Here is an 18,839-nt window from a genome sequence, read left to right on the forward strand (position 1 = left end):
TTAACATTAAAAAAAACTATTTATTTTTTGCACCTGTTCTAATAGCAAAAGGCAAACTCATTCAATTTGAAACAAAAAAGATGAAAAAAGGAAAATTATATTTGGTTTCGCTGGCTACTAGCGCTATACTTCTATCTGCATGCAACAATCAAACGCCGCAAGAAAAAGCTACCGATCAAATGGAGAAAGCCGAAAATAAAGCCCTGGCTTCTAGCGAGGACGCGACGGCTACATTTGAAAGCGCAGCTGCTAAAAATACGGAGGCGGTCATTTATTCGAATATAGCAGCAGCAAATGAAGCTATCTCCAAAATTCCGCCACCGCAACTTTCCAACACGGAAGCGAAATCACTATATACAAGGCTGGGAAAAACTGTTGTGGATCGTATCAACGCCAAAACAGCGCTGGAAGCTATGGATAAAGAAGATGCGATCCAGAAGATTAAAAATGATAGCGCACGTAAACTTCAGGCTGGAAAGATAACACAGTCAGATTACGATAACATCCTCAAATATCTGGCGGACTGTTTTGCTGCTTCAAAATCTATTAATTAGAATATAATATGGAAAGGATAACTAACCATGGATAAACAGGAATATCAGAATTGTATTGCCGCCTGTTGGCAGTGCATTACAGCCTGTCAGCATTGTACCCTTGCGTGTACAAAAGAGAATGACATTGCCATGAAAGCCAAATGCATCGCTTTGAATATCGAATGTGCTATAATATGTTCAACCACGGCGCAGTTACTGGCAATAAATAGCTTCTATGCAAAAGAACTTATTAAAATTTGCGCAGAAATATGTTCCAACTGTGCCGAAGAATGCTTCGAACATCGTGAGGAACATTGCCAAAGCTGTGCAAAAGCATGCGAGCGCTGCGCAATTGCCTGTCATGCTATGTTAGCTTAAATAATTTGTAGTTGTCGATGCCCAGACGCAAGGTAAAAAGCTAGATAAAAATAGCAGCTAAACCGAGCTAAGAAAAACGATAAAAAAATAAGAGCTTACAATTATTAGCTTAATATCCCGTTCTCAAAAGCAAACTTGACCAAATGTGCGGTATTTTTTACACCCGCTTTATCAATGAGATTTTGACGGTGCCCTTCTACTGTACGTTTACTCAAAAATATCTTGTCTGCAATTTCGATATTGGTATAGCCCTCAGCTATTAGTTCCAGGACTTCCCGTTCCCGTTCAGAAATTTCGAAATCTGTTCGCAGTCCCATTGAGTCCTGTGCATAACGTTGCCCCGAACGAATATGTTCCAATAACAACATAGAGATTTCTTCACTCATATACCGCCCCCCAGCAGCAATATGATTGAGTGCAAAAAGTAATTCATTATAACCGATATTTTTTACCAAATATCCCATAAGTCCATAATCAAACCCTTCAATAACATAGTTGATCTGGTTCAACATTGACAGTATCACCACTTTTATACTGCTATATTGTTTATATAAGATCCGCAAGAGCTCAATACCATCCATTTCCTCCATGCTGATATCCGTCAAAATAATATCTGGAATTGAACCGGGGTTCGATTCCAGGTATGCTAAGGCCTCCATACCATTGGAAGCCTCTCCAATAACCTCAAAACTGTCCTGGGATTCTAAAAGTAATTTAATACCATTACGCACCACCATATGGTCTTCTACCAATAGGATTTTTATCATATCGTTTTTTTAAAAAGTTAATTTAAGAATCATACTCTTTTCGGGACTGTCACTAATAATCTGAGCATTGTAAAGCTCCGTTATTTTTTTTAAACGCAAAGGACTGTCCGCGTGCATGGGAGTTTGTAATGTATTATTTTCTTTAAAGTAAGGCAACACCTTAATAAAAACCGCAAAATCAATAAGCTGTACAGATATCGAACTTGCCTGAATAGGCATTTCCTCCTTCAGATATTCAAATAGTTCAGTAAGCAATTTAAAAAGACGAACTTGAATATGACGCTGAAGTTCCTTTAAATTGGGATCAAGAATAATATCTATTGTAAAACCCAGCTTCTGTTTATAGGAAGCTACGACTTCATCAATTGCATGGAAAATCCCAAGATCATTCAAGATTGGGTTATACAGCAGTGTCGCTTTGTTGCGCAGCTCGATCACAAGAGAAGTCAATGAATCACGCAGGCAGCGCAGCTCTTCAAAATCACCATGCTTATTGGTAAAATTTTGCAGGGAAATGCGCATTCCATACACTTCCTGCGCAAGTTCATCCCTAAAATAACGTCCAATACGTCCCAAATCTTCTTGTTGACTCCGGATAATGGATTTATAAAATTCTTCTTGGCTCCCACCCCAAATCAGATTTAGATCCTGCCGCCCCCCTTCGTTTCGCTTTGATCGATCTAAGTATAAATTTTCGTCGTCGTTCCCCATAGTATTCTCCTTTTTCTTACTTACGAGTAATAACCATTATCAAACTCGAACAGTTTTCAAAAATTGATAAAACGATAAAATATACTGTATAGTTTATAGTACTACGTATAAATACGGTCCACTACGGGATAAAGAATGAATTTAAACAAGGTAAACACTTGTTGTTAAAGTAAAAAACACCTTAATTTCAGTTTAGCAATTGCCGGTATTACATTCAGAAAAACCAAAATACACACTGATTTACAGCCAATTACAATTGAAACAAAATTATTCAGGTTGGTTTCTAATTTAAAAACATGAGTTTTTATCGTTTTTTCTAGCACCCTAATTGTAGTAATCTTGGCACTGATAGACACTTAAAAATTGATAATATGGAAACTACAACAATCGATCAACTGTTTAAGGAAAAGAGACCTACATTAAAATATTTGGCCGCTCAATTTACAAGTGATCCAGATGAAAGAGAAGACTTGGTGCAGGAAACTATGGTCAGATCATTATCTTCTATAGAGAAGTTTATAAAGCATCCTAAACTCATGTCATGGTTATACATTATTATGAAAAATACCTATATTAATCAATATACTCGCAATAAAAGATTGGAGAATTACCGTAATGAATATATAAGCACCGGTTATGTCAATGAGACGACCCGCAATCGTTGCGAAAATAACTTTGTAGCATCGGATATTCAGCTTGCACTAAATAATCTACCGAAGGATTATTACAATGCTTTTGCTCTATTCTTGGAAGGATTTAAATATTATGAAATTGCCGAACACTTGCAAATCCCCGAAGGAACCGTGAAAACGCGTATCCATATGGCACGTAAATCGCTACAAAAGCAGCTTAAAACATATGCTAGGAGCATTTATTAATGCTAGCAGCTCTTTATATAATGAAGCAGGCACTAGAAGCGCCTGCTTTTTTGTTTGCCTATTCCCACCATTCTTTACATGATATTTTTCACCGCAATTATGTTAGAATTTGAGACTCAATTCGGCAGCAAAATTCCGTGGCATTTGGGCGACAACTACCCCCTGCCCAGAAAAATAATGTGCATTACTGATGTTATTCATCTTTACACCAAAACGATAGAAATCACGTTCGAGAGAGATCGAAGCATTGATCAAAGTATAGGATGGGAAAACAAATTTTCCTGTTGTAGAATTATCAGCAGAAACCTGTTTTCCAACATGATTAACACCAAATCCAAAACCCAGTCCCTGTAGTTTTGGAGTCTGTAAAACATAGCTGAACCAGGAGTTAAAAACTTGTGCCGGACCCGCAGAAGCAGGACGTCGCCCCTCTACCGTAGAATCTGCCCGTTGGAATCTACTATCATTATAAGTATAGCCCGTAAGGATATTCAAACCTCTTATCGGATTGGTAATCAGTTCCAACTCGATACCCTTGCTGCGTTGTTTCCCATCCTGAATTGTTATTTTAGGACCATCATTGGCAGCCAAACGAGTCATATTATTCACGACGATATCGTAATAAGATGCCGTAAAATTAAAACGGTTATTCCAGAAATTGGTTTTGATCCCAGCTTCCCATTGATTGGCCAGTTGCGGCTTCATCTCCCTTTGCCCTTCAGGATTCTCTGGTATTGGTGGCACATAGCTAAAGCTATTCATGTAATTACCATAAGCCGACAATTTATCTTTAAGAACCTGATATACAACTCCAAATTTTGGCGAAAGCGCCGTTTGCTTAAAATTAGCCTCCCTAACATTTGTATTTAAATTCAATTGACCACGGCTATTGTAATGATCCAATCGTAAGCTCAAAATAGTTGTTAGACGATCTGTCAGAGACAGTACATCGGATATATAAGCGCCATAGATGTTACTTGAGGAATAGTTACGTTGTAGTGGTCTTGTAGACAGTTGTATTTTTTGCGAGGCCAGTTGATTGGAAATGGGCAAATAACCTTTTTCTAAATCCAACGCATTGATGGTATCAAACACAACAATAGGTGAATTATTATTCCGTAAGGTCTGGTTCAGGTAATCTACCCCGATCAAAATTTTATTCTTAACATTTCCGATCTGGAAGCTGCCATTGAAATTTTGCTGGATACTCGTAGAACTTCCTTCGGTATTCTGCCATTGGACATTGCGTTCAAGTAGAGCATCACTTTCCTTGCCCCGAATGAATTGGTATTGATACAAACCTTCTGTTTTTCTGAAATTTCTGGAGATCAACGTCTGCGAAGTCCAATTATCTGAAATTTTATAATTTACCTCACCTTTGATATTGATGGACGGGGCTTTCAGCGTAATATCATTATTCGAATAGGATCTACTCCAGTCAAATCCAAGGTCTTCAGGTCTCTTCGCAATAAATTGGCGTGTGCGCGTGAGAAAGATTATTGGGGTATTGGTGCCTTCGTAATTGTATAGCTGTGCTCCCAGATTAAACCTTAGCCGATCATTGACCTCATAGTTAAATGTTGGCGCAACAAAAAATGATTTTCTAAATTCCGAATCACGGAAACCGTTTTGGTACTGATAGGCTGTATTTAAACGAAACAGCGTCTTACGGTTGCTGGTAATAGGGCCGAATACATCGGCTGTCAGGCGATTTAAGTTATAGCTGCCAAATAAATAAGATACTTGGCCGCCATAGTAATCCTTAGGTTTCTTCGTGACGAGGTTGACCAATCCACCGAAAGAGGTCGCTGCTCCACCATACAAAGTACCCGAAGGACCCTTTATGACCTCGATACGTTCGACATCCGCAGGATCAATTTCACCATTCGTATTTGCAGGGAGGCCATCCACCAAGCCTATTTTCGTTGGGAATCCGCGCAGATTGTAATAAATAGCACCATCTGACCCACGGCCTGGGCTTCCCTGCACTTTCACCATTCCCACAACGTTTTTAACAGCCTCCGACAAATCTGTGGTCAACTGCTCTTTCATTAATTCTTTGTTGACATTGGAATAGGACTGTGGATTTTCCATATAGCCCAACTGCACCTTTGCAACTTTTGAACTATCACGTTCCAGAAATTTATTGCGTCGGTAACCATATACGGTTACCCCATCCAGATAGTAATTGTTTTTAATTCCGTAAATTGTTGGAATAACCGTGGTCTGGCTGTCGACCTGAATATTTTCCCGCAATAACTCAATATCATTTAGACTGACTTGTAGAATATAACCACCCGGAGGGACATGATCTAAATAAAATTCTCCAGCAGCGTTTGTCCGCCCCTGATAGGACGTATTTAATAGTCGGACTATGGCATCCTTGGCAACAACAGACTGGTCTATCATGATCTTACCGGATATACGATCGGCCTTCTGGCCAAATGCTGTGAAAAACAGCAGGATTGAGACGATAAATAGTATCGATCTTTTCATAAAAAATGTAATGGTGTTAAATCTATTGAAAATTTTATTTAGACAAATTCTAAACAAAAGTAATCTATATTTTTAAATTTCAAAACAAGCCATGCAAATCAGGCCAACATCGATCTTCTAGCTCCTCATTCGTCCTTTGTATTAAAATCAAACTAAAGCATCCAATGAGTGTAGTTACAGGGTATATTACCTAATAAAAAGGCTACTATTGGAAATTTCCAATAGTAGCCTTTTTATTAGGTTCTTTTTTTAACAATTAAGGTACAATAGTCAATACTATATTCGCACTTCTTGCGTTAACAGCAGGATCATACATAGATTCTATTGTTGTAATTCCGGAATTAAAAGTCCCCAGGTTATTCGCTTTAACCTCATACTCATAAATGGATCTTCCCTTAGGCAAGCGATCCATAAAATAATTTGTCGAAGCATCTTTCGAGCTGAAATAATAGTTCTTCCGCCATTGATATCCAGAAGGACTATACACCGGTTCTACACCCGCTGGACGGCTATCTTTCAGATGAATGAATTGCATTGGCTCATCATTGATTACCGTAATCCTAACTTTGATACGTTCCCCCAATTTGGCCTCCTTGGATTCTATCCATTGTCCTTTTCGTTCCACTAGATATACTTTCTGAACCGAAAGTGCATTTGTACTTGATTTTATCTGATCAAGATCAGCAAAATACTGGTGAACCACAGCTCCATAAACCGTTCTTTCGTTATGATTTTGAACTTGAATATCGAGATCGGTCTGCAAATCAACTTTATCGAACTGCTTACTGACTTCGCCCAAAACAGTATTGCTCAATTCGGCCTTTTTGTTGTTAATCGAGATCTGTACCGTATTTTCAATAACAAAGTCTTTTGGGTTGTTGGCCTGTAACAGTGCGTATATTGCATCTACAGTCATCCAGGTATTATACCAATGATTGACCTGTTTATTATAATAGATCCATTGGGTGACTTGATCTAGCTTAGCTGGATTGTTTATTTTGTAAGCTTCCACCAGATAAGATTGTAAACTGATCTTATTGTATTGATTTTCGTTACTTTTCCAGTACATTCCTTTTTGTAGATCGACAATCGCTTCCTGATCAAGTCTATTCTTGATCTCCGTGCTCTGCTTGCCCTGACCGAAGATCTGACTCACAATCAATGTTTTTGCAGCCAACCCCGCGCTACGACCAGCGCTACTTAACGAAGAACTGACCAATTTGAGTTGCAATATCTGAAGGGAATCCTTTGGTAAAGGATTAAATTCAGTCCAATACCTGCGTGCATACAAATAGTCTATTCCCACATCAGCACTGGTCTTGGGCGAAAATATAACAGGATCCCGGTCAAGATATTGGGTAAGTTTTGAGGCCATTGCACGGATATCACTATTGACCAAGGTTTTGTCCAAATAGAGCACCTTTCCAATGATTTCCAGCATACGGATACTAATTTCAGTATTGGGCTCTCCCCCATCAAACCATGAAAATGAACCATCTGAGGATTGATTATTTCGTATTTTTTGTTCAACAGCATTGATTTCCGCTTGTATATCTGTTCCAAAGAACGTAGCAATTTTCTTCAATCGTTCGGCATCACCCTGTATGTCACGTAGCCAGGGCATTTCTTCCATTTTGAACTCATTCAAACCACTATTCTCTTCCAATCGGCCTTTTGTTACATCGACATTCAATTTCTTGAAGTAGGCTGCCACTGCTGGATAATGCAACTGGATATATTGAGCCATCTTGAGACCAAACCACTTACTGCTCAACTGTTCGTTGCATTCGTAAGGGTAATTTTTCAGATAGTCCAGTGCGGAGAGTATTTCTAAAATGGGATTGCTTTGTACCTGGATTCTCCCCATGAGATTGTCCTTCGTACTTCCCTTTACCGCGAAATTTTTGGATTCTCCACCTTTTAGGACAATCTTCTCTGAATCACCAATCAGTATCTTATTTGGCAGTATGGGGATTTCAATAATCTCACCATCGGAAAACTCGCCTCCAGCTGCAACGATACGAATCTGTATCGTCGGATATTCTGCTGGAATTGTTAAAGACCATTCCACTGTGCTGTTATTGGATGGCTCGACACTAAAGTTTTTTAGTACTGAATCGATCTGGAAAGCAGCTGAAATCACTTGATTATTTCGTGGATCGATAAGCTCTATTTTTGCATTCCCCTGAATAGGCTCTTTGCTCAGGTTTTGAATTTGTGCTTTGATCGTTAGCTGGTCATTCGTTCTAAAATAGCGTGGAATATTCGGACGCAACATCAACTGCTTTTGGGTTTGTGTAAAATAGGTCCCGCTAGCTGATGCCAGATGCTGATCATGCGCGAAAAGCAGCAATTTCCACTTCGTCAATGCTTCGGGACTATCAAATTCAAAACTGATATTCCCTGCTTCATCCGTATACAAATTGGGATAGAAGAAAGCAGTTTCCTGTAGATTAGTTCGAGCTTTAATATGTTGTAGCTGTTTATCCGCTGGTAAGTCCACCCCTCCATCAGCTGGCCGACCACTGCCCATTCCAAACTGAGCTACTTCCTCATTTACCACCATATATTCGGCGTTTGCTGCATCCCCCTCAACTTTCGGCTCATACATAATTGCCGAAGCCGGTAAAGGACTTGACTGCTTTGCCACCGTAGACACCCCTCTCACACGTGTCTGGAGTACCTCACGAAAGAGACTCGGATCCCGTAATTCATCATACATGACCGATGTCATCCTATAAGCTTGCTCGTCGATCAACTCCTCGTATGTGGCATCCTGTTCCAGGGAATTTCCAATGAAGCCCCGGCGGGCTGACAATAGTTCATAGTTGTAAATTTCATCGCGCCGATTATCTGCATAAGCTCCATAGAAATTCGAAGTAAAAATGTTACCTGAATAGGTTTGCTGTTGAAAAGCGTTTACAATATAGTAGTTATTTGATCTTGGATAATACGGATAACGAAATTGAAAAGAACCTAAAGCGTGGCTAGCGAATGCGTCCAAAGATGCATCATACATTGTCGCCAATACCTCGGTCGCGATTGGTTTATCCTCTTGTTTTACCGTAAAACTCCATTTTTCTTTTTGACCGGGTGTTATTTTATCCCTAAATGTCTTGGTTTGGATTGTTAGTTCCTTATTTTGTTGTGCAATAGGAACAACAATATGGGATAGCGTCATCTTATTATCAACCAAAAATAATGCATTCAGCTGCAGTTGCCCCACGACATCCTGCTCTGTCAGCACAAATTGATAGGCAATACGACCATCATTCCAGCTTAATACCTTTGTCTCTAATTTCTGCGAAGCCCGCTCACGAAACAGTAGTAGTTTTCTGGCATTTTTAACATCCGTCTGCATATTGATAGTAACCTGATCGCCAATTTTGTATTTGACTTTATCCAACTGGTAGGAGAAAAACTGCTGGTCGCTTAGTTTCTTATCTCTCGACCGATATAGACTAGTGTAGCTAATAGCGCGCACCGTATCCCCTTCCTGTATACTGATGGCTTCGATCTGATATCGTCCCCAATCAAACTGTAATGAATCCAGTATGATCTTGCTTGTATCTGCGTTATCAAAATCATAGCTAGCAATTTTAATTTTTTTCTCTTCTTTTTCGAGCGAAGCCGGATCGAAATAAAGCGGAAAATACTTGCTATAAAGATCTTTTGAAAGCAGGTGGTACTCCGCCCTTGCGAAACTTCCCCGATATTCATCTGTCAGCGGGAGGCTTGCCTGTTCCAATTTATAAATGTTGACCTTTCCGTTGAATTTCAGTGGAAAACCATTTTGATTCTGCTTTAAAATGGTAACATCCCGCCATTTTTTCTCTTCCATCAGATTCGGTACCTGAATCTGGAGCTGCCATGGACGGGACGAATAGGTATAACTTCCAGAAGCCATCTGCATCTCCCCTGTCTGATTGGTTACCTCAGCCTGGTAGACCAATACATAATCTTTCAATCCGGAAAACTGACGACCCATCAATGATACCCGTATCGTAAAGTTTCCCTTGGCATCCACGGTTGTGGTAGAATCACTATAAACGATATCCTTTCCTTCCTTGGCATTATAAAACGAAACTTTATACTTCACTACCGCGCCAATTAGCGAAACACCCGAAAGGCTCTCCGCCTTGCCAACGAACACCGCTGTATCTTTCGAAGTATAGGTGAACTTGTTTGACTCAAAAGTTACTTCAAATGTTGGACGTTTATATTCTTCAACCTGAAAATATTGCTGATCAAGCTGTTTAGATTCGTGAAAAACCAATAGATTATAATTTCCGTTCAATGCCTTTGATGGCAATTGGAAACTCGAATGGACAGACCCAAAAAGATTGGTTGTCAAACCGATCGAGTCAATCTTCTGACGATTGGCATCCTGAAGATAGATTTTCACATTTTGCTTTTCCAGGACTTTGCCCTGTTGTACATGATCATCGTAAAGAATAGTCTTAAAATAGACTTTTTGCCCAGGACGGTAGATGGCTCTATCCGTCAAGCTGAGCGCACGCATATTTGTTCTTTTATTGCTCTCCTCTACAGACCTCATACGATCTTCATAATAAACATTATTTTGTTGCTGATCCAAAGGAATCATCTTTTTTTCCCCATGAAGCAACAGCATCTGATTATGTAAATAGGCAGCATTTTTGGGAGAATAGGTAGATTTGTAATTGAACTCGCCCGCAGCATTGGTCTTTAATTGCGTGATCAGTTTAGGCAGGGCTTTATTTCTCAATTGATAAAGTTCCACCATTTCATTTGCGTAGGGAGCGCCCGTTTTCCGGTTCAATAGCAAACCCGTATAGACAAATTCATTTTGAGGTTTTATATTTATACTTCCAGACAAAAATGCATCAGAAACAATCAGCTGAGAAACAGCCACATCCCGATCCTGACCATTATCTTGAAATGATTTATTATTACCGATCAAAATCGTGTAGGTACCAGCGTTAAGGGGATTAATTTTATAAATAGTATTGTGCGTCGTATAATCCTTAAAGGCTTTCAATGCCACCTGTTCCTCGTAGACCAATGCCGCATTTACTGTAGTCTGATAACTTGCAGAATCATATTTTACCTTAAAGTCCTTTGCAGACTTAGGCGTAGGACTAGTATTATAAACCCTGATATATAACGTATCCACGTTCGTGTGGTTAACCTGTAAAGGAGTATATTCATCCGTCGGCGTCGTTCTCTTATGATTTAGTTGGATGAGAGCCTTTTTTATTTCCTTCGTCAAATTATCTACATTCGAAATCCAGGGCGATTTTGGATATTCTTTTAACGCTTGTTCAAGATATGTAATTGCCTTTGTCTTTTTCCCGATGTCGTTCAAACTTGCCGCCAACCGATACAGTAAAAATGCGTTGTAGTCACTTTTATAGGTTTTTATATGCTCCAGGTAGTCGCCTTCCTGCTCTTCGATATTATTCCATTTCCAATCATAAGACATGATATAGCTGCTTGCATCTAGATAATCATTCTTGGTGCTGATTGCCAACAATTGCTTTTTAAGTTTATCCTTATCAGCCGCATTAGTAGCTTTTAATGTATTTAAAAAATCCAGATATTGATAACCTAAAAAATGGTAAAGAGTGGGATTCAGGCTCATATTTCGTGTTTCGACAAACAGCCCCTTCCAGCGCGCTATAGGTTCCGCACTTAAACTGTTTACGTCCGAAATTGATAGACAAAAAATAGAATCGATCATACCGATTTTACCTTTTGCATCTTTTGCTACAAATTTGTTCTGGCTTTTACTTGCATATCGGTTGATATTTGAAAATAAATAAAGTGCATAAAAGTTTTGGAGAACCGATTTATCCAGCTTTTCGGCAACCCGAATATTGTCTTCAAAATGTTTCTGGATACGCAAAAAAGCGGAATCTTCAGATTGGTTTACCTCCAGCACTTTCCCTTCCGCTAAAAATGCACGTACCCATTCGGCCTGGTTTCCAGTGCGCCGAGCTTCGGCTTTAATATCTGCCAATATGGGCAATGTCTGTGTGAAGTTCTTAATTGCAATCAGCCTTTCGACCTCATCCCACTTTGGCTCCACCTTGCCTGGCTTAAGCTCCTGCGAAAATCCCCAGATCGGGAGACATGTCAACAATAACCAAATGTATCTTTTCATATAATATGACGCTAAATATCTACTAAATATGAGCATTTTTTTTCTGAAAGGATGCAGTAAATAAATGGATTCCATAATCGTTAAAAAAAATAAATAATACCGAATTCAATGTTGACCTCTCTCCAATCCACATGGTTAAGAAGAATCGAGAACAATCATCATTCCATCCACTGCAGATATCCGCTTATTGGTACCGCACAATTTGATTGCTAGTTATCACAAAATGGTTAGTAGATATTTTTTTATATATTTAATAAATAATTCATATCCAGTTAATATCAGTTTCGTTCCTTTATAATAGGATAGTTAATGCAGTCAACAGGTTAATGTATCAATTATGAAAACGATCAACTATTTTTTCCAACGGATTATATTTAGAATCTTTTTAGGTCGGTTCAGTTCGTTCTATTCACCATTAAGATTCCACAAAAATTAATTCATGTTCAGGTCGGATGACACATCCGACAGCTATATTTCAATAAATGCATTTAACCAAAGATGCCTTTGGCAAAGATTTTATTTGGGGAGTATCTACCGCCGCTTATCAAATCGAAGGAGCACATGATCAACATGGCAAAGGCCCTTCTATATGGGATATCTTTGTAAAGAAAAGAAACCGTATATTCCAGAATCAACATGGCGATCATGCCTGTGATTTCTACAACCGCTACAGACAAGACCTTGCATTAATGCAAGCTATGCACATTCCAAACTATCGTTTTTCCCTATCTTGGAGTCGTATCTTGCCGAATGGTATTGGACAGACCAATCATTCAGGTATGGACTTTTACGATCGTCTGATCGACCTCTCACTGGAATTGGGGATCAAACCTTGGGTTACCCTATATCACTGGGATCTCCCCCACGCGCTGGAAAAAAAGGGGGGCTGGGTCAACCGTGATGTCAAGGATTGGTTTGGTGAATTTGTATCCACCTGTGTTGCCCGTTATGGAGATCGGGTAAAAAACTGGATGGTGCTCAACGAGCCGACTGTATTTACGGCCGCAGGATACTTCTTTGGTGTACATGCCCCGGAAAGAAAAGGCTTGGGCAATTTTCTTGCAGCAGTTCACCATGCTGCACTAGCACAAGCCCATGGCGCTAGGATCATAAAATCTTTACAACCGGACAGCCAGGTGGGTACCACTTTTTCCTGCTCCCATGTAGAACCATTCACAGCAAGAGAAAAAGATGTGATTGCGGCAAAAAAAGCCGATGTATTACTCAATAGGTTGTTCATCGAGCCACTATTGGGTATGGGCTACCCAACACAGGAAATCAAAATTCTCAATCGAATTGAAAAATACATCAAACCAGGTGATGAGAACGATTTAAAGTTTGATATGGATTTTATTGGTATTCAAAATTATACCCGGGAGATAATCCGTTACGCAATGTTTGTCCCCTATCTTCAGGCAAAAATCGTGACGGCGAAGGAACGTAAAGTTGAAATGACCGAAATGAACTGGGAAGTATATCCCAGTTCCATTTATCAAATGCTGAAAAAATTCAGCAGCTACCCCAATATGCCGCCTCTGATTGTCACCGAAAATGGTGCTGCTTTTAAGGATCAAATTGAGCATGGACAGGTACATGATCCCAAAAGATTGAACTATCTGCAGGAAGCCATACAACATGTCTATCAGGCAAAAGAAGAAGGCGTAAATGTGAAAGGCTACTTTGTCTGGACTTTTTTAGACAATTTTGAATGGGCAGAAGGATATCGGCCACGATTTGGGTTGGTGTATGTAGATTTTCAAAACCAGCAACGTATTATAAAATCCTCAGGTCACTGGTATGCTAATTTCTTAAAATAGATCTTACTTATTTTCCGGACGGTGTTTCCGTCTATTGACCAGTTTCAACAACAAGGGAACTAATAGAATGGCCAGTAAAATACTGATCATACTGACGACTGCATTTCGTCCGTTATCGCCTAGGAAGTAAACCGAAAGACCAGCTAACATACATGGAACCCCAAAGACCAGAATTTTCACCCATGCTAATTCAGTCTCAGCCTGATGAATGTAACGAGTAGGAATAACCTCGACCAGGTTAAACTCCTCGGCTTTGAAGTAGGCTAAAATTTGTGTTATTTCAGATGCTGTTAATTCCCGTGGTCGCAAACTCTCCCCTTTTACAACAATAAGCAACCCATGTCTGTCTTGCTGAATACTATCAATATCCTTTGTTTTAAAATGCTTTAAATACCCCATTGGATTAAGAGCGTACCCTTTATAATCATCTCCAGGACAGAGACAAGAAAACTTATCCGCATTCATTGAAAAAATAATATCCGTATGATCATTCTGAATAGCGGCTATTAAAGCTATCACAGCATGAATACAACTTAATGCCAGAAATTGAAGGATAAACATCCAAAAAGACAGCTCTAATATCCAGGATGCGAGCAGTGCCAAAAGAACTAAAGCAATGGAAAACCATTTTAGATACAAGATGAGGTCTATTTTTCGATTCAGAAAATAGGTAATAATCACACCGACCACAGAAACTATACCTAATTTCAAATCCCAAAAAATGGAAAGAAAGCCTAACAAAAAAATAAGGCCAAACAAAACCAAAGTGGCATAATCTCCCTTTTTACCTAATTTTTTTCGTTCGATTTTAATACTATTTCTCAAGTCTCAGCGCTTTAAAATAAGGATTACTTTCTTAATCACTTCTAGATCATTAATTGAATAAAGATATTTATATTTATCCAATTAATGAATATTAGATAGAAGATAAGTAATTAACATTTGACTTATGAAGATTTTTCAGTTTAAATCACACAATGTTAAAAAAGGCTTAATCTTTGGATTCAGCTATTTGATTATTGTTTTTATTATTTTCAGCCTTATCTACGGTGGCATCAATGGGATGGCCGATGCTGTCAATAACTTTGGCTCAGCGAAATTGCTGGGCTTCTTGGTCGCAATCATTGTTATTGGCCCATTTGTTATAATCCTGCAGCTAATTAACCCCAAAATAGAAGTATATATCGATTCTCAGCATATGCTGATCAAACAAAAGAAGAAACCGGATCAGGACATCCCTCTAGACGATATTTATAACATGAAGATAAACCATGCATTGGTTAATCAGCTGCAGATCTTCGATCAGCAAGGACAGTTAATCATAACGATCCACCCCCAACAGGATATGCAAATCATTTATGGGATCGCTGCTGAAATCGCTCAGCACAGATCCTTCACCCAAGAGAAAGGTAGCAGGAAGATCTTTGGCAATCCTATTGAGACTATGTCTTACACAAGGAAGCTTTAAAACTGAAGCAGATTAACATCCCTTAAGTAATTCAAATAACGCCAAGGCCTTTAATAGCATAAAAATATTATATGACGGTATACTATCCCAATAATCAATGGACATTTTATATGATTTCCCCACTCATCATCTGGGTAGGTCTTTGCTATTTCATATTTGTGGAAAGGGATTTTTCCCTGGTTTTTATAGGCTTTGCTTTATTTTCTTTTCTCTATTTTTGCTATTGCCTTTACGAAAGATTTGGAACCAGATTAATCATCTATGCAGATCGGCTCGAACTCCACCAAAACTTTCAACAGCCCCAATCGTTTCACTATATAGATCATGAGTTTGTCGTAGGCCCAACCTATGACACCTTTACCCATCGAACATTTTCAACAAAATATACGGGTCGGTCACGTTATTTTTTTATCTATCCATTGGACGAAGACGGCAATCGTTTGAAAACGCTTTCTACAGCGCTTGAACTAAGTATTACTAAGAGGCGATACCGAAAAATCCAAAAAGATTTGTCAGAAAGCTTGAAAAAGCTGGATCTTCTAGCACATTTGCGTTATAATAACAACAACGAAACTGTTATCGTTAGAAATAGGTAATCCTGTTTTTGGCAAGAGCACAGCATCCCAACTTACTTTAGTTCCAGCAGTTCTTTGCCGAATTTTCTCTCAATAAAAGGATTCATCGGAGGAATGCCGAATTTAGTATTATCTAACCAAAATTTAGTTGTATATCGGCTTTTCAATTCGAGCCAAAGACCTGAAGTAAGCTCCTTCTTTACGTCCTTGAATTCTTCTTTCGTCAAGAATCGACGTTCCTGTGTATAGAACTCGCTCAAAAAATCAAAAGGGACAAATTCCGATTTACGACCTCTCTTAATAGCGCCGACATTCATGACCACCCTGCTGACCAACTTGGCTTGTTCAGGTTGATCGAGATTTGTCGGCGAATAATTTTCCATGGTTACGCCGGTATATTGCTGCCCTTTGATCTTAAAGAAGCTTACTTCTTTTTGGCTATTGGGTGGAATAACATCAAAATATACCTGAACATCACCACGGGCTGTTTTTTGGATATATCCGGTATTCAAATTTCCTATACGAATGATTTTCCGCCCCTTATCCTTAACTAGCACAAATTTTGACGGAAGATCATTGGCCACCGACTGCGCCTTCATGCGCATCACATGTGGCTTCCATTGCCAAAAGTCTCCCATCACCTCTCTATAATACTGGGTAGCAATAGAGTCCTCAAAAATACGGTAATCCAAAATCCGGTGATAGACCTTCCCATTTTTGTTTTTCAATGGAATATAATATTCAATAATTCCGTCGTAGAAATAGCGCGTTCGCTTATTGAAAAATGTGGTATTCCTAAAATACCCTTTCAAAATCAGATAATCATACTGACTCTTATCTGCGATGGCGATCTCATTTATTTGAATGCTACGTGGGTTCAATTTGATCAGCTTTTCCTTGAACAACTCCGAACTCGATTCCTCATAATTGTTGTAAGCAATATGCTGGAATATGATTTTTCCATTTGCATGCTGTCTGAGCGAATCCATAATGAACTCCCCTTTTGCGTTTGCTACACCTAATAATGTTCCATCTTCAGCATAAATATTCACTAAAGGTACAGGTTCGCCACTTAAACTATCAACGATACGGATCTGAGCGAATAGAGCGTTGCAACTAAAAAAAACACATAGGAAAAATAATATTTTTGCCATAAATCAAATTATTGACCTAAAATATAAAATAGTCATTAAAATACTGTCAAAAATCGTTAAAGAACAGCCGCAAGGAAAATCCACTACAGTATATATAATCTACTAACTCCGTTTTTTGTAAGAGCTTTTTCGCCCTTATCGTCGTTCTCTATAAACTTCTTTTTATATTTAGCCATTCATCTAATTGTATAATATGGATAAACGCATTTCAGTAAAGGAACTTGAGGGAAACGTATTCTTTTGGTATTATTATTTATGCTGGTTCCGCGGCTATGACACTGAAAACGAATTAAATATTGATGAAGCACTTGAAGGTGTTCTGCAAATTGATGCGGAAGATTTGGCCAATTGGAAACAACTTTTCTTCCCTCCTAATGCAGCTGATGAAGTACTTCGCTATATTGCTGAAGATCTGACAGAACAATTGTCCATTCATATTCAATTCCGTACAAATGCAATTGTTTTCTTTCTCAATGATTGCTATATCGGTAATCTAAGTGGTCATTTTGAAGCCTGGTTTCTGACCTTAGAAGAACTAAATTCTTTTGGCAAATACTCTCTTATGTTTTTGTTACTTCTGCCAATGTTGGGTATTTCGGCAGCACAGGCACAAGACACCCAATCATTTATAGCAAAATATTTGGCAACTATTCCAACTCTTGCAGATCACGCGCCATATATTGCAAGTTGTATCACGAGTGGCTTAGTTATGACAAACGGTTTTGTACAGCAAAATGCACTAGGCCTGACCAATGATCAAAATCACAGTGTCAGAAATATAAATCAATATCCGAGCAATAAAGATGACATCACCGCACTGAATAAAATATTGGAGCAGTTTGTTCAAAAAGACTAACCTACCAACTTTATTTGATAAGCATAATCACGATGATAACATTTAAGCATAATCACGATGATAACATTAAAGAGAGTTCACTACCTGATTTTAATGGGCGCAACAATAGTCTTAGGATTATTATCGCGGAAAATTACAGGTATCCCTTTATCTTGGGGCGATGGTTTATATGCTGTGATGACCTATTGGTTATGTCGGTTTATTTTTTTTCAGCGATCCCTCAGCTTTTGCTTGCTAAGTTCACTGGTATTTTGCTTTGCAATTGAGTTTTTACAGTTGGTACAATATCCATTATTGATCAGTATTAGAAGCCATACACTACTACGATTGATCTTTGGTCAAGGCTTTCTCTGGTCCGACCTGATCGCCTACATCATTGGATCTATTATCGCTTTTCTCTTGGACCGATCTTTTCATCGATCCAAGAGAAGATAGAAAAGATTCCAATTGTCTATAGAAAGCATTTTTTACTTTGTCGTTTTCGCACCCATACTTTTTCCAAGATTTTCATATTCAACATCATCGGGTTGCCATAGTTCGATTTTATTCCCTTCAATATCCATGATATGAGCGAATTTTCCATAGCCAAATGTCTCTATTTCATCGAGAACATTTACCCCTTCTTTTTTCAATTCAGCAATTAAGTATTCGAGGTTTTCGACACGAAAGTTGATCATAAAATCTTTTTCGGAAGGTTGAAAATAGGCGGTTTTGTGATTAAAGGGGCTCCATTGGGTAAAACCTTTTTTAGTGCTGTCCGCACCCTGATACCATTCAAATACCGCCCCATATTCATTTGTATTCAAGCCCAAATGAGCAGCATACCAAGCGCGCATTTTTTGGGGATCCTTGGACTTAAAAAAAATCCCCCCAATACCTGTTACCCTTTTGATTGCTGGTTCTACCTTATTATTCTTCACTGCATTAAAAGCATAGCCCATGCAAAACGCGGACAATATGCTGACAATAAAAAAAAATCTTTTCATATTTTGATTGGTTGTTGTCGCTACCTAATGTAGTGATTAAGCCTTATATAACCAACAGGTAAATTTTCTCAAATC

At 38.7% G+C, this 18,839-nt stretch carries 13 protein-coding genes; 6 read left to right on the forward strand and 7 right to left on the reverse strand.

Translation table 11 applies throughout. From position 1 onward, the window contains the following. The first annotated feature begins 80 nt into the window (after positions 1 to 80). On the forward strand, positions 81 to 554 hold the full coding sequence (locus ABDW32_RS21095) for a hypothetical protein (protein WP_343565814.1): 474 nt from the start codon (positions 81 to 83) through the stop codon (positions 552 to 554). Positions 555 to 1,015: 461 nt separating this feature from the next. On the opposite strand, the gene ABDW32_RS21100 is transcribed toward ABDW32_RS21095, so the two are convergent. Next, on the reverse strand, positions 1,016 to 1,678 hold the full coding sequence (locus ABDW32_RS21100) for a response regulator transcription factor (protein WP_343565815.1): 663 nt from the start codon (positions 1,676 to 1,678) through the stop codon (positions 1,016 to 1,018). Between the two features lie 9 nt (positions 1,679 to 1,687). Further along, a complete protein-coding gene (locus tag ABDW32_RS21105) occupies positions 1,688 to 2,389 on the reverse strand; it encodes a hypothetical protein (RefSeq protein ID WP_343565816.1) in 702 nt (233 codons plus the stop codon). A 371-nt stretch (positions 2,390 to 2,760) separates the two neighbouring features. Between ABDW32_RS21105 and ABDW32_RS21110 the strand changes: the two genes are divergently transcribed. Next, a complete protein-coding gene (locus ABDW32_RS21110) occupies positions 2,761 to 3,267 on the forward strand; it encodes an RNA polymerase sigma factor (RefSeq protein WP_343565817.1) in 507 nt (168 codons plus the stop codon). A gap of 102 nt (positions 3,268 to 3,369) precedes the next feature. Here the strand turns inward: ABDW32_RS21110 and ABDW32_RS21115 are convergent, their stop codons facing one another. Both ABDW32_RS21115 and ABDW32_RS21120 read right to left on the reverse strand, forming a co-directional pair. After that, positions 3,370 to 5,763 (reverse strand): TonB-dependent receptor, encoded by a 2,394-nt coding sequence (locus ABDW32_RS21115; protein ID WP_343565818.1) that lies wholly within the window; start codon positions 5,761 to 5,763, stop codon positions 3,370 to 3,372. A 256-nt stretch (positions 5,764 to 6,019) separates the two neighbouring features. Continuing rightward, positions 6,020 to 11,908, reverse strand: coding sequence for an MG2 domain-containing protein (locus ABDW32_RS21120; protein WP_343565819.1), 5,889 nt, complete (start codon positions 11,906 to 11,908; stop codon positions 6,020 to 6,022). Between the two features lie 482 nt (positions 11,909 to 12,390). On the opposite strand from ABDW32_RS21120, the gene ABDW32_RS21125 reads away from it, so the two are divergent. Next, on the forward strand, positions 12,391 to 13,725 hold the full coding sequence (locus tag ABDW32_RS21125) for a GH1 family beta-glucosidase (RefSeq protein ID WP_343565820.1): 1,335 nt from the start codon (positions 12,391 to 12,393) through the stop codon (positions 13,723 to 13,725). 3 nt (positions 13,726 to 13,728) lie between these two features. On the opposite strand, the gene ABDW32_RS21130 is transcribed toward ABDW32_RS21125, so the two are convergent. Beyond that, positions 13,729 to 14,550, reverse strand: a complete 822-nt coding sequence (locus ABDW32_RS21130) for a hypothetical protein (RefSeq protein WP_343565821.1) — start codon at positions 14,548 to 14,550, stop codon at positions 13,729 to 13,731. 124 nt (positions 14,551 to 14,674) lie between these two features. Here ABDW32_RS21130 and ABDW32_RS21135 point away from each other — a divergent pair, with 124 nt between their 5' ends. Together ABDW32_RS21135 and ABDW32_RS21140 are read left to right on the forward strand one after the other, a co-directional pair. Then, on the forward strand, positions 14,675 to 15,193 hold the full coding sequence (locus tag ABDW32_RS21135; protein ID WP_343565822.1) for a hypothetical protein: 519 nt from the start codon (positions 14,675 to 14,677) through the stop codon (positions 15,191 to 15,193). A 71-nt stretch (positions 15,194 to 15,264) separates the two neighbouring features. Then, on the forward strand, positions 15,265 to 15,789 hold the full coding sequence (locus tag ABDW32_RS21140) for a hypothetical protein (RefSeq protein WP_343565823.1): 525 nt from the start codon (positions 15,265 to 15,267) through the stop codon (positions 15,787 to 15,789). 32 nt (positions 15,790 to 15,821) lie between these two features. On the opposite strand, the gene ABDW32_RS21145 is transcribed toward ABDW32_RS21140, so the two are convergent. Then, positions 15,822 to 16,922 (reverse strand): hypothetical protein, encoded by a 1,101-nt coding sequence (locus ABDW32_RS21145; protein WP_343565824.1) that lies wholly within the window; start codon positions 16,920 to 16,922, stop codon positions 15,822 to 15,824. A gap of 193 nt (positions 16,923 to 17,115) precedes the next feature. Between ABDW32_RS21145 and ABDW32_RS21150 the strand changes: the two genes are divergently transcribed. Beyond that, entirely contained in the window at positions 17,116 to 17,778 is a 663-nt protein-coding gene (locus tag ABDW32_RS21150; protein ID WP_343565825.1) for an Imm19 family immunity protein, read from the forward strand. A gap of 467 nt (positions 17,779 to 18,245) precedes the next feature. On the opposite strand, the gene ABDW32_RS21155 is transcribed toward ABDW32_RS21150, so the two are convergent. After that, complete coding sequence (locus ABDW32_RS21155; protein ID WP_343565826.1) at positions 18,246 to 18,764, reverse strand: VOC family protein; 519 nt, start codon at positions 18,762 to 18,764, stop codon at positions 18,246 to 18,248. Positions 18,765 to 18,839 lie beyond the last annotated feature (75 nt).

The organism is Sphingobacterium sp. (assembly GCF_039596235.1).
In the GTDB taxonomy this organism is placed as follows: domain Bacteria; phylum Bacteroidota; class Bacteroidia; order Sphingobacteriales; family Sphingobacteriaceae; genus Sphingobacterium.

Bases quoted from the DNA above. Each gene is read 5' to 3' on its own strand.
- ABDW32_RS21140 (WP_343565823.1), top strand. From the start codon at position 15,265: ATGACGGTATACTATCCCAATAATCAATGGACATTTTATATGATTTCC.
- ABDW32_RS21155 (WP_343565826.1), bottom strand. From the start codon at position 18,764: ATGAAAAGATTTTTTTTTATTGTCAGCATATTGTCCGCGTTTTGCATG.
- ABDW32_RS21110 (WP_343565817.1), top strand. From the start codon at position 2,761: ATGGAAACTACAACAATCGATCAACTGTTTAAGGAAAAGAGACCTACA.
- ABDW32_RS21135 (WP_343565822.1), top strand. From the start codon at position 14,675: ATGAAGATTTTTCAGTTTAAATCACACAATGTTAAAAAAGGCTTAATC.
- ABDW32_RS21150 (WP_343565825.1), top strand. From the start codon at position 17,116: ATGGATAAACGCATTTCAGTAAAGGAACTTGAGGGAAACGTATTCTTT.
- ABDW32_RS21105 (WP_343565816.1), bottom strand. From the start codon at position 2,389: ATGGGGAACGACGACGAAAATTTATACTTAGATCGATCAAAGCGAAAC.
- ABDW32_RS21115 (WP_343565818.1), bottom strand. From the start codon at position 5,763: ATGAAAAGATCGATACTATTTATCGTCTCAATCCTGCTGTTTTTCACA.
- ABDW32_RS21120 (WP_343565819.1), bottom strand. From the start codon at position 11,908: ATGAAAAGATACATTTGGTTATTGTTGACATGTCTCCCGATCTGGGGA.
- ABDW32_RS21125 (WP_343565820.1), top strand. From the start codon at position 12,391: ATGCATTTAACCAAAGATGCCTTTGGCAAAGATTTTATTTGGGGAGTA.
- ABDW32_RS21100 (WP_343565815.1), bottom strand. From the start codon at position 1,678: ATGATAAAAATCCTATTGGTAGAAGACCATATGGTGGTGCGTAATGGT.
- ABDW32_RS21095 (WP_343565814.1), top strand. From the start codon at position 81: ATGAAAAAAGGAAAATTATATTTGGTTTCGCTGGCTACTAGCGCTATA.
- ABDW32_RS21145 (WP_343565824.1), bottom strand. From the start codon at position 16,922: ATGGCAAAAATATTATTTTTCCTATGTGTTTTTTTTAGTTGCAACGCT.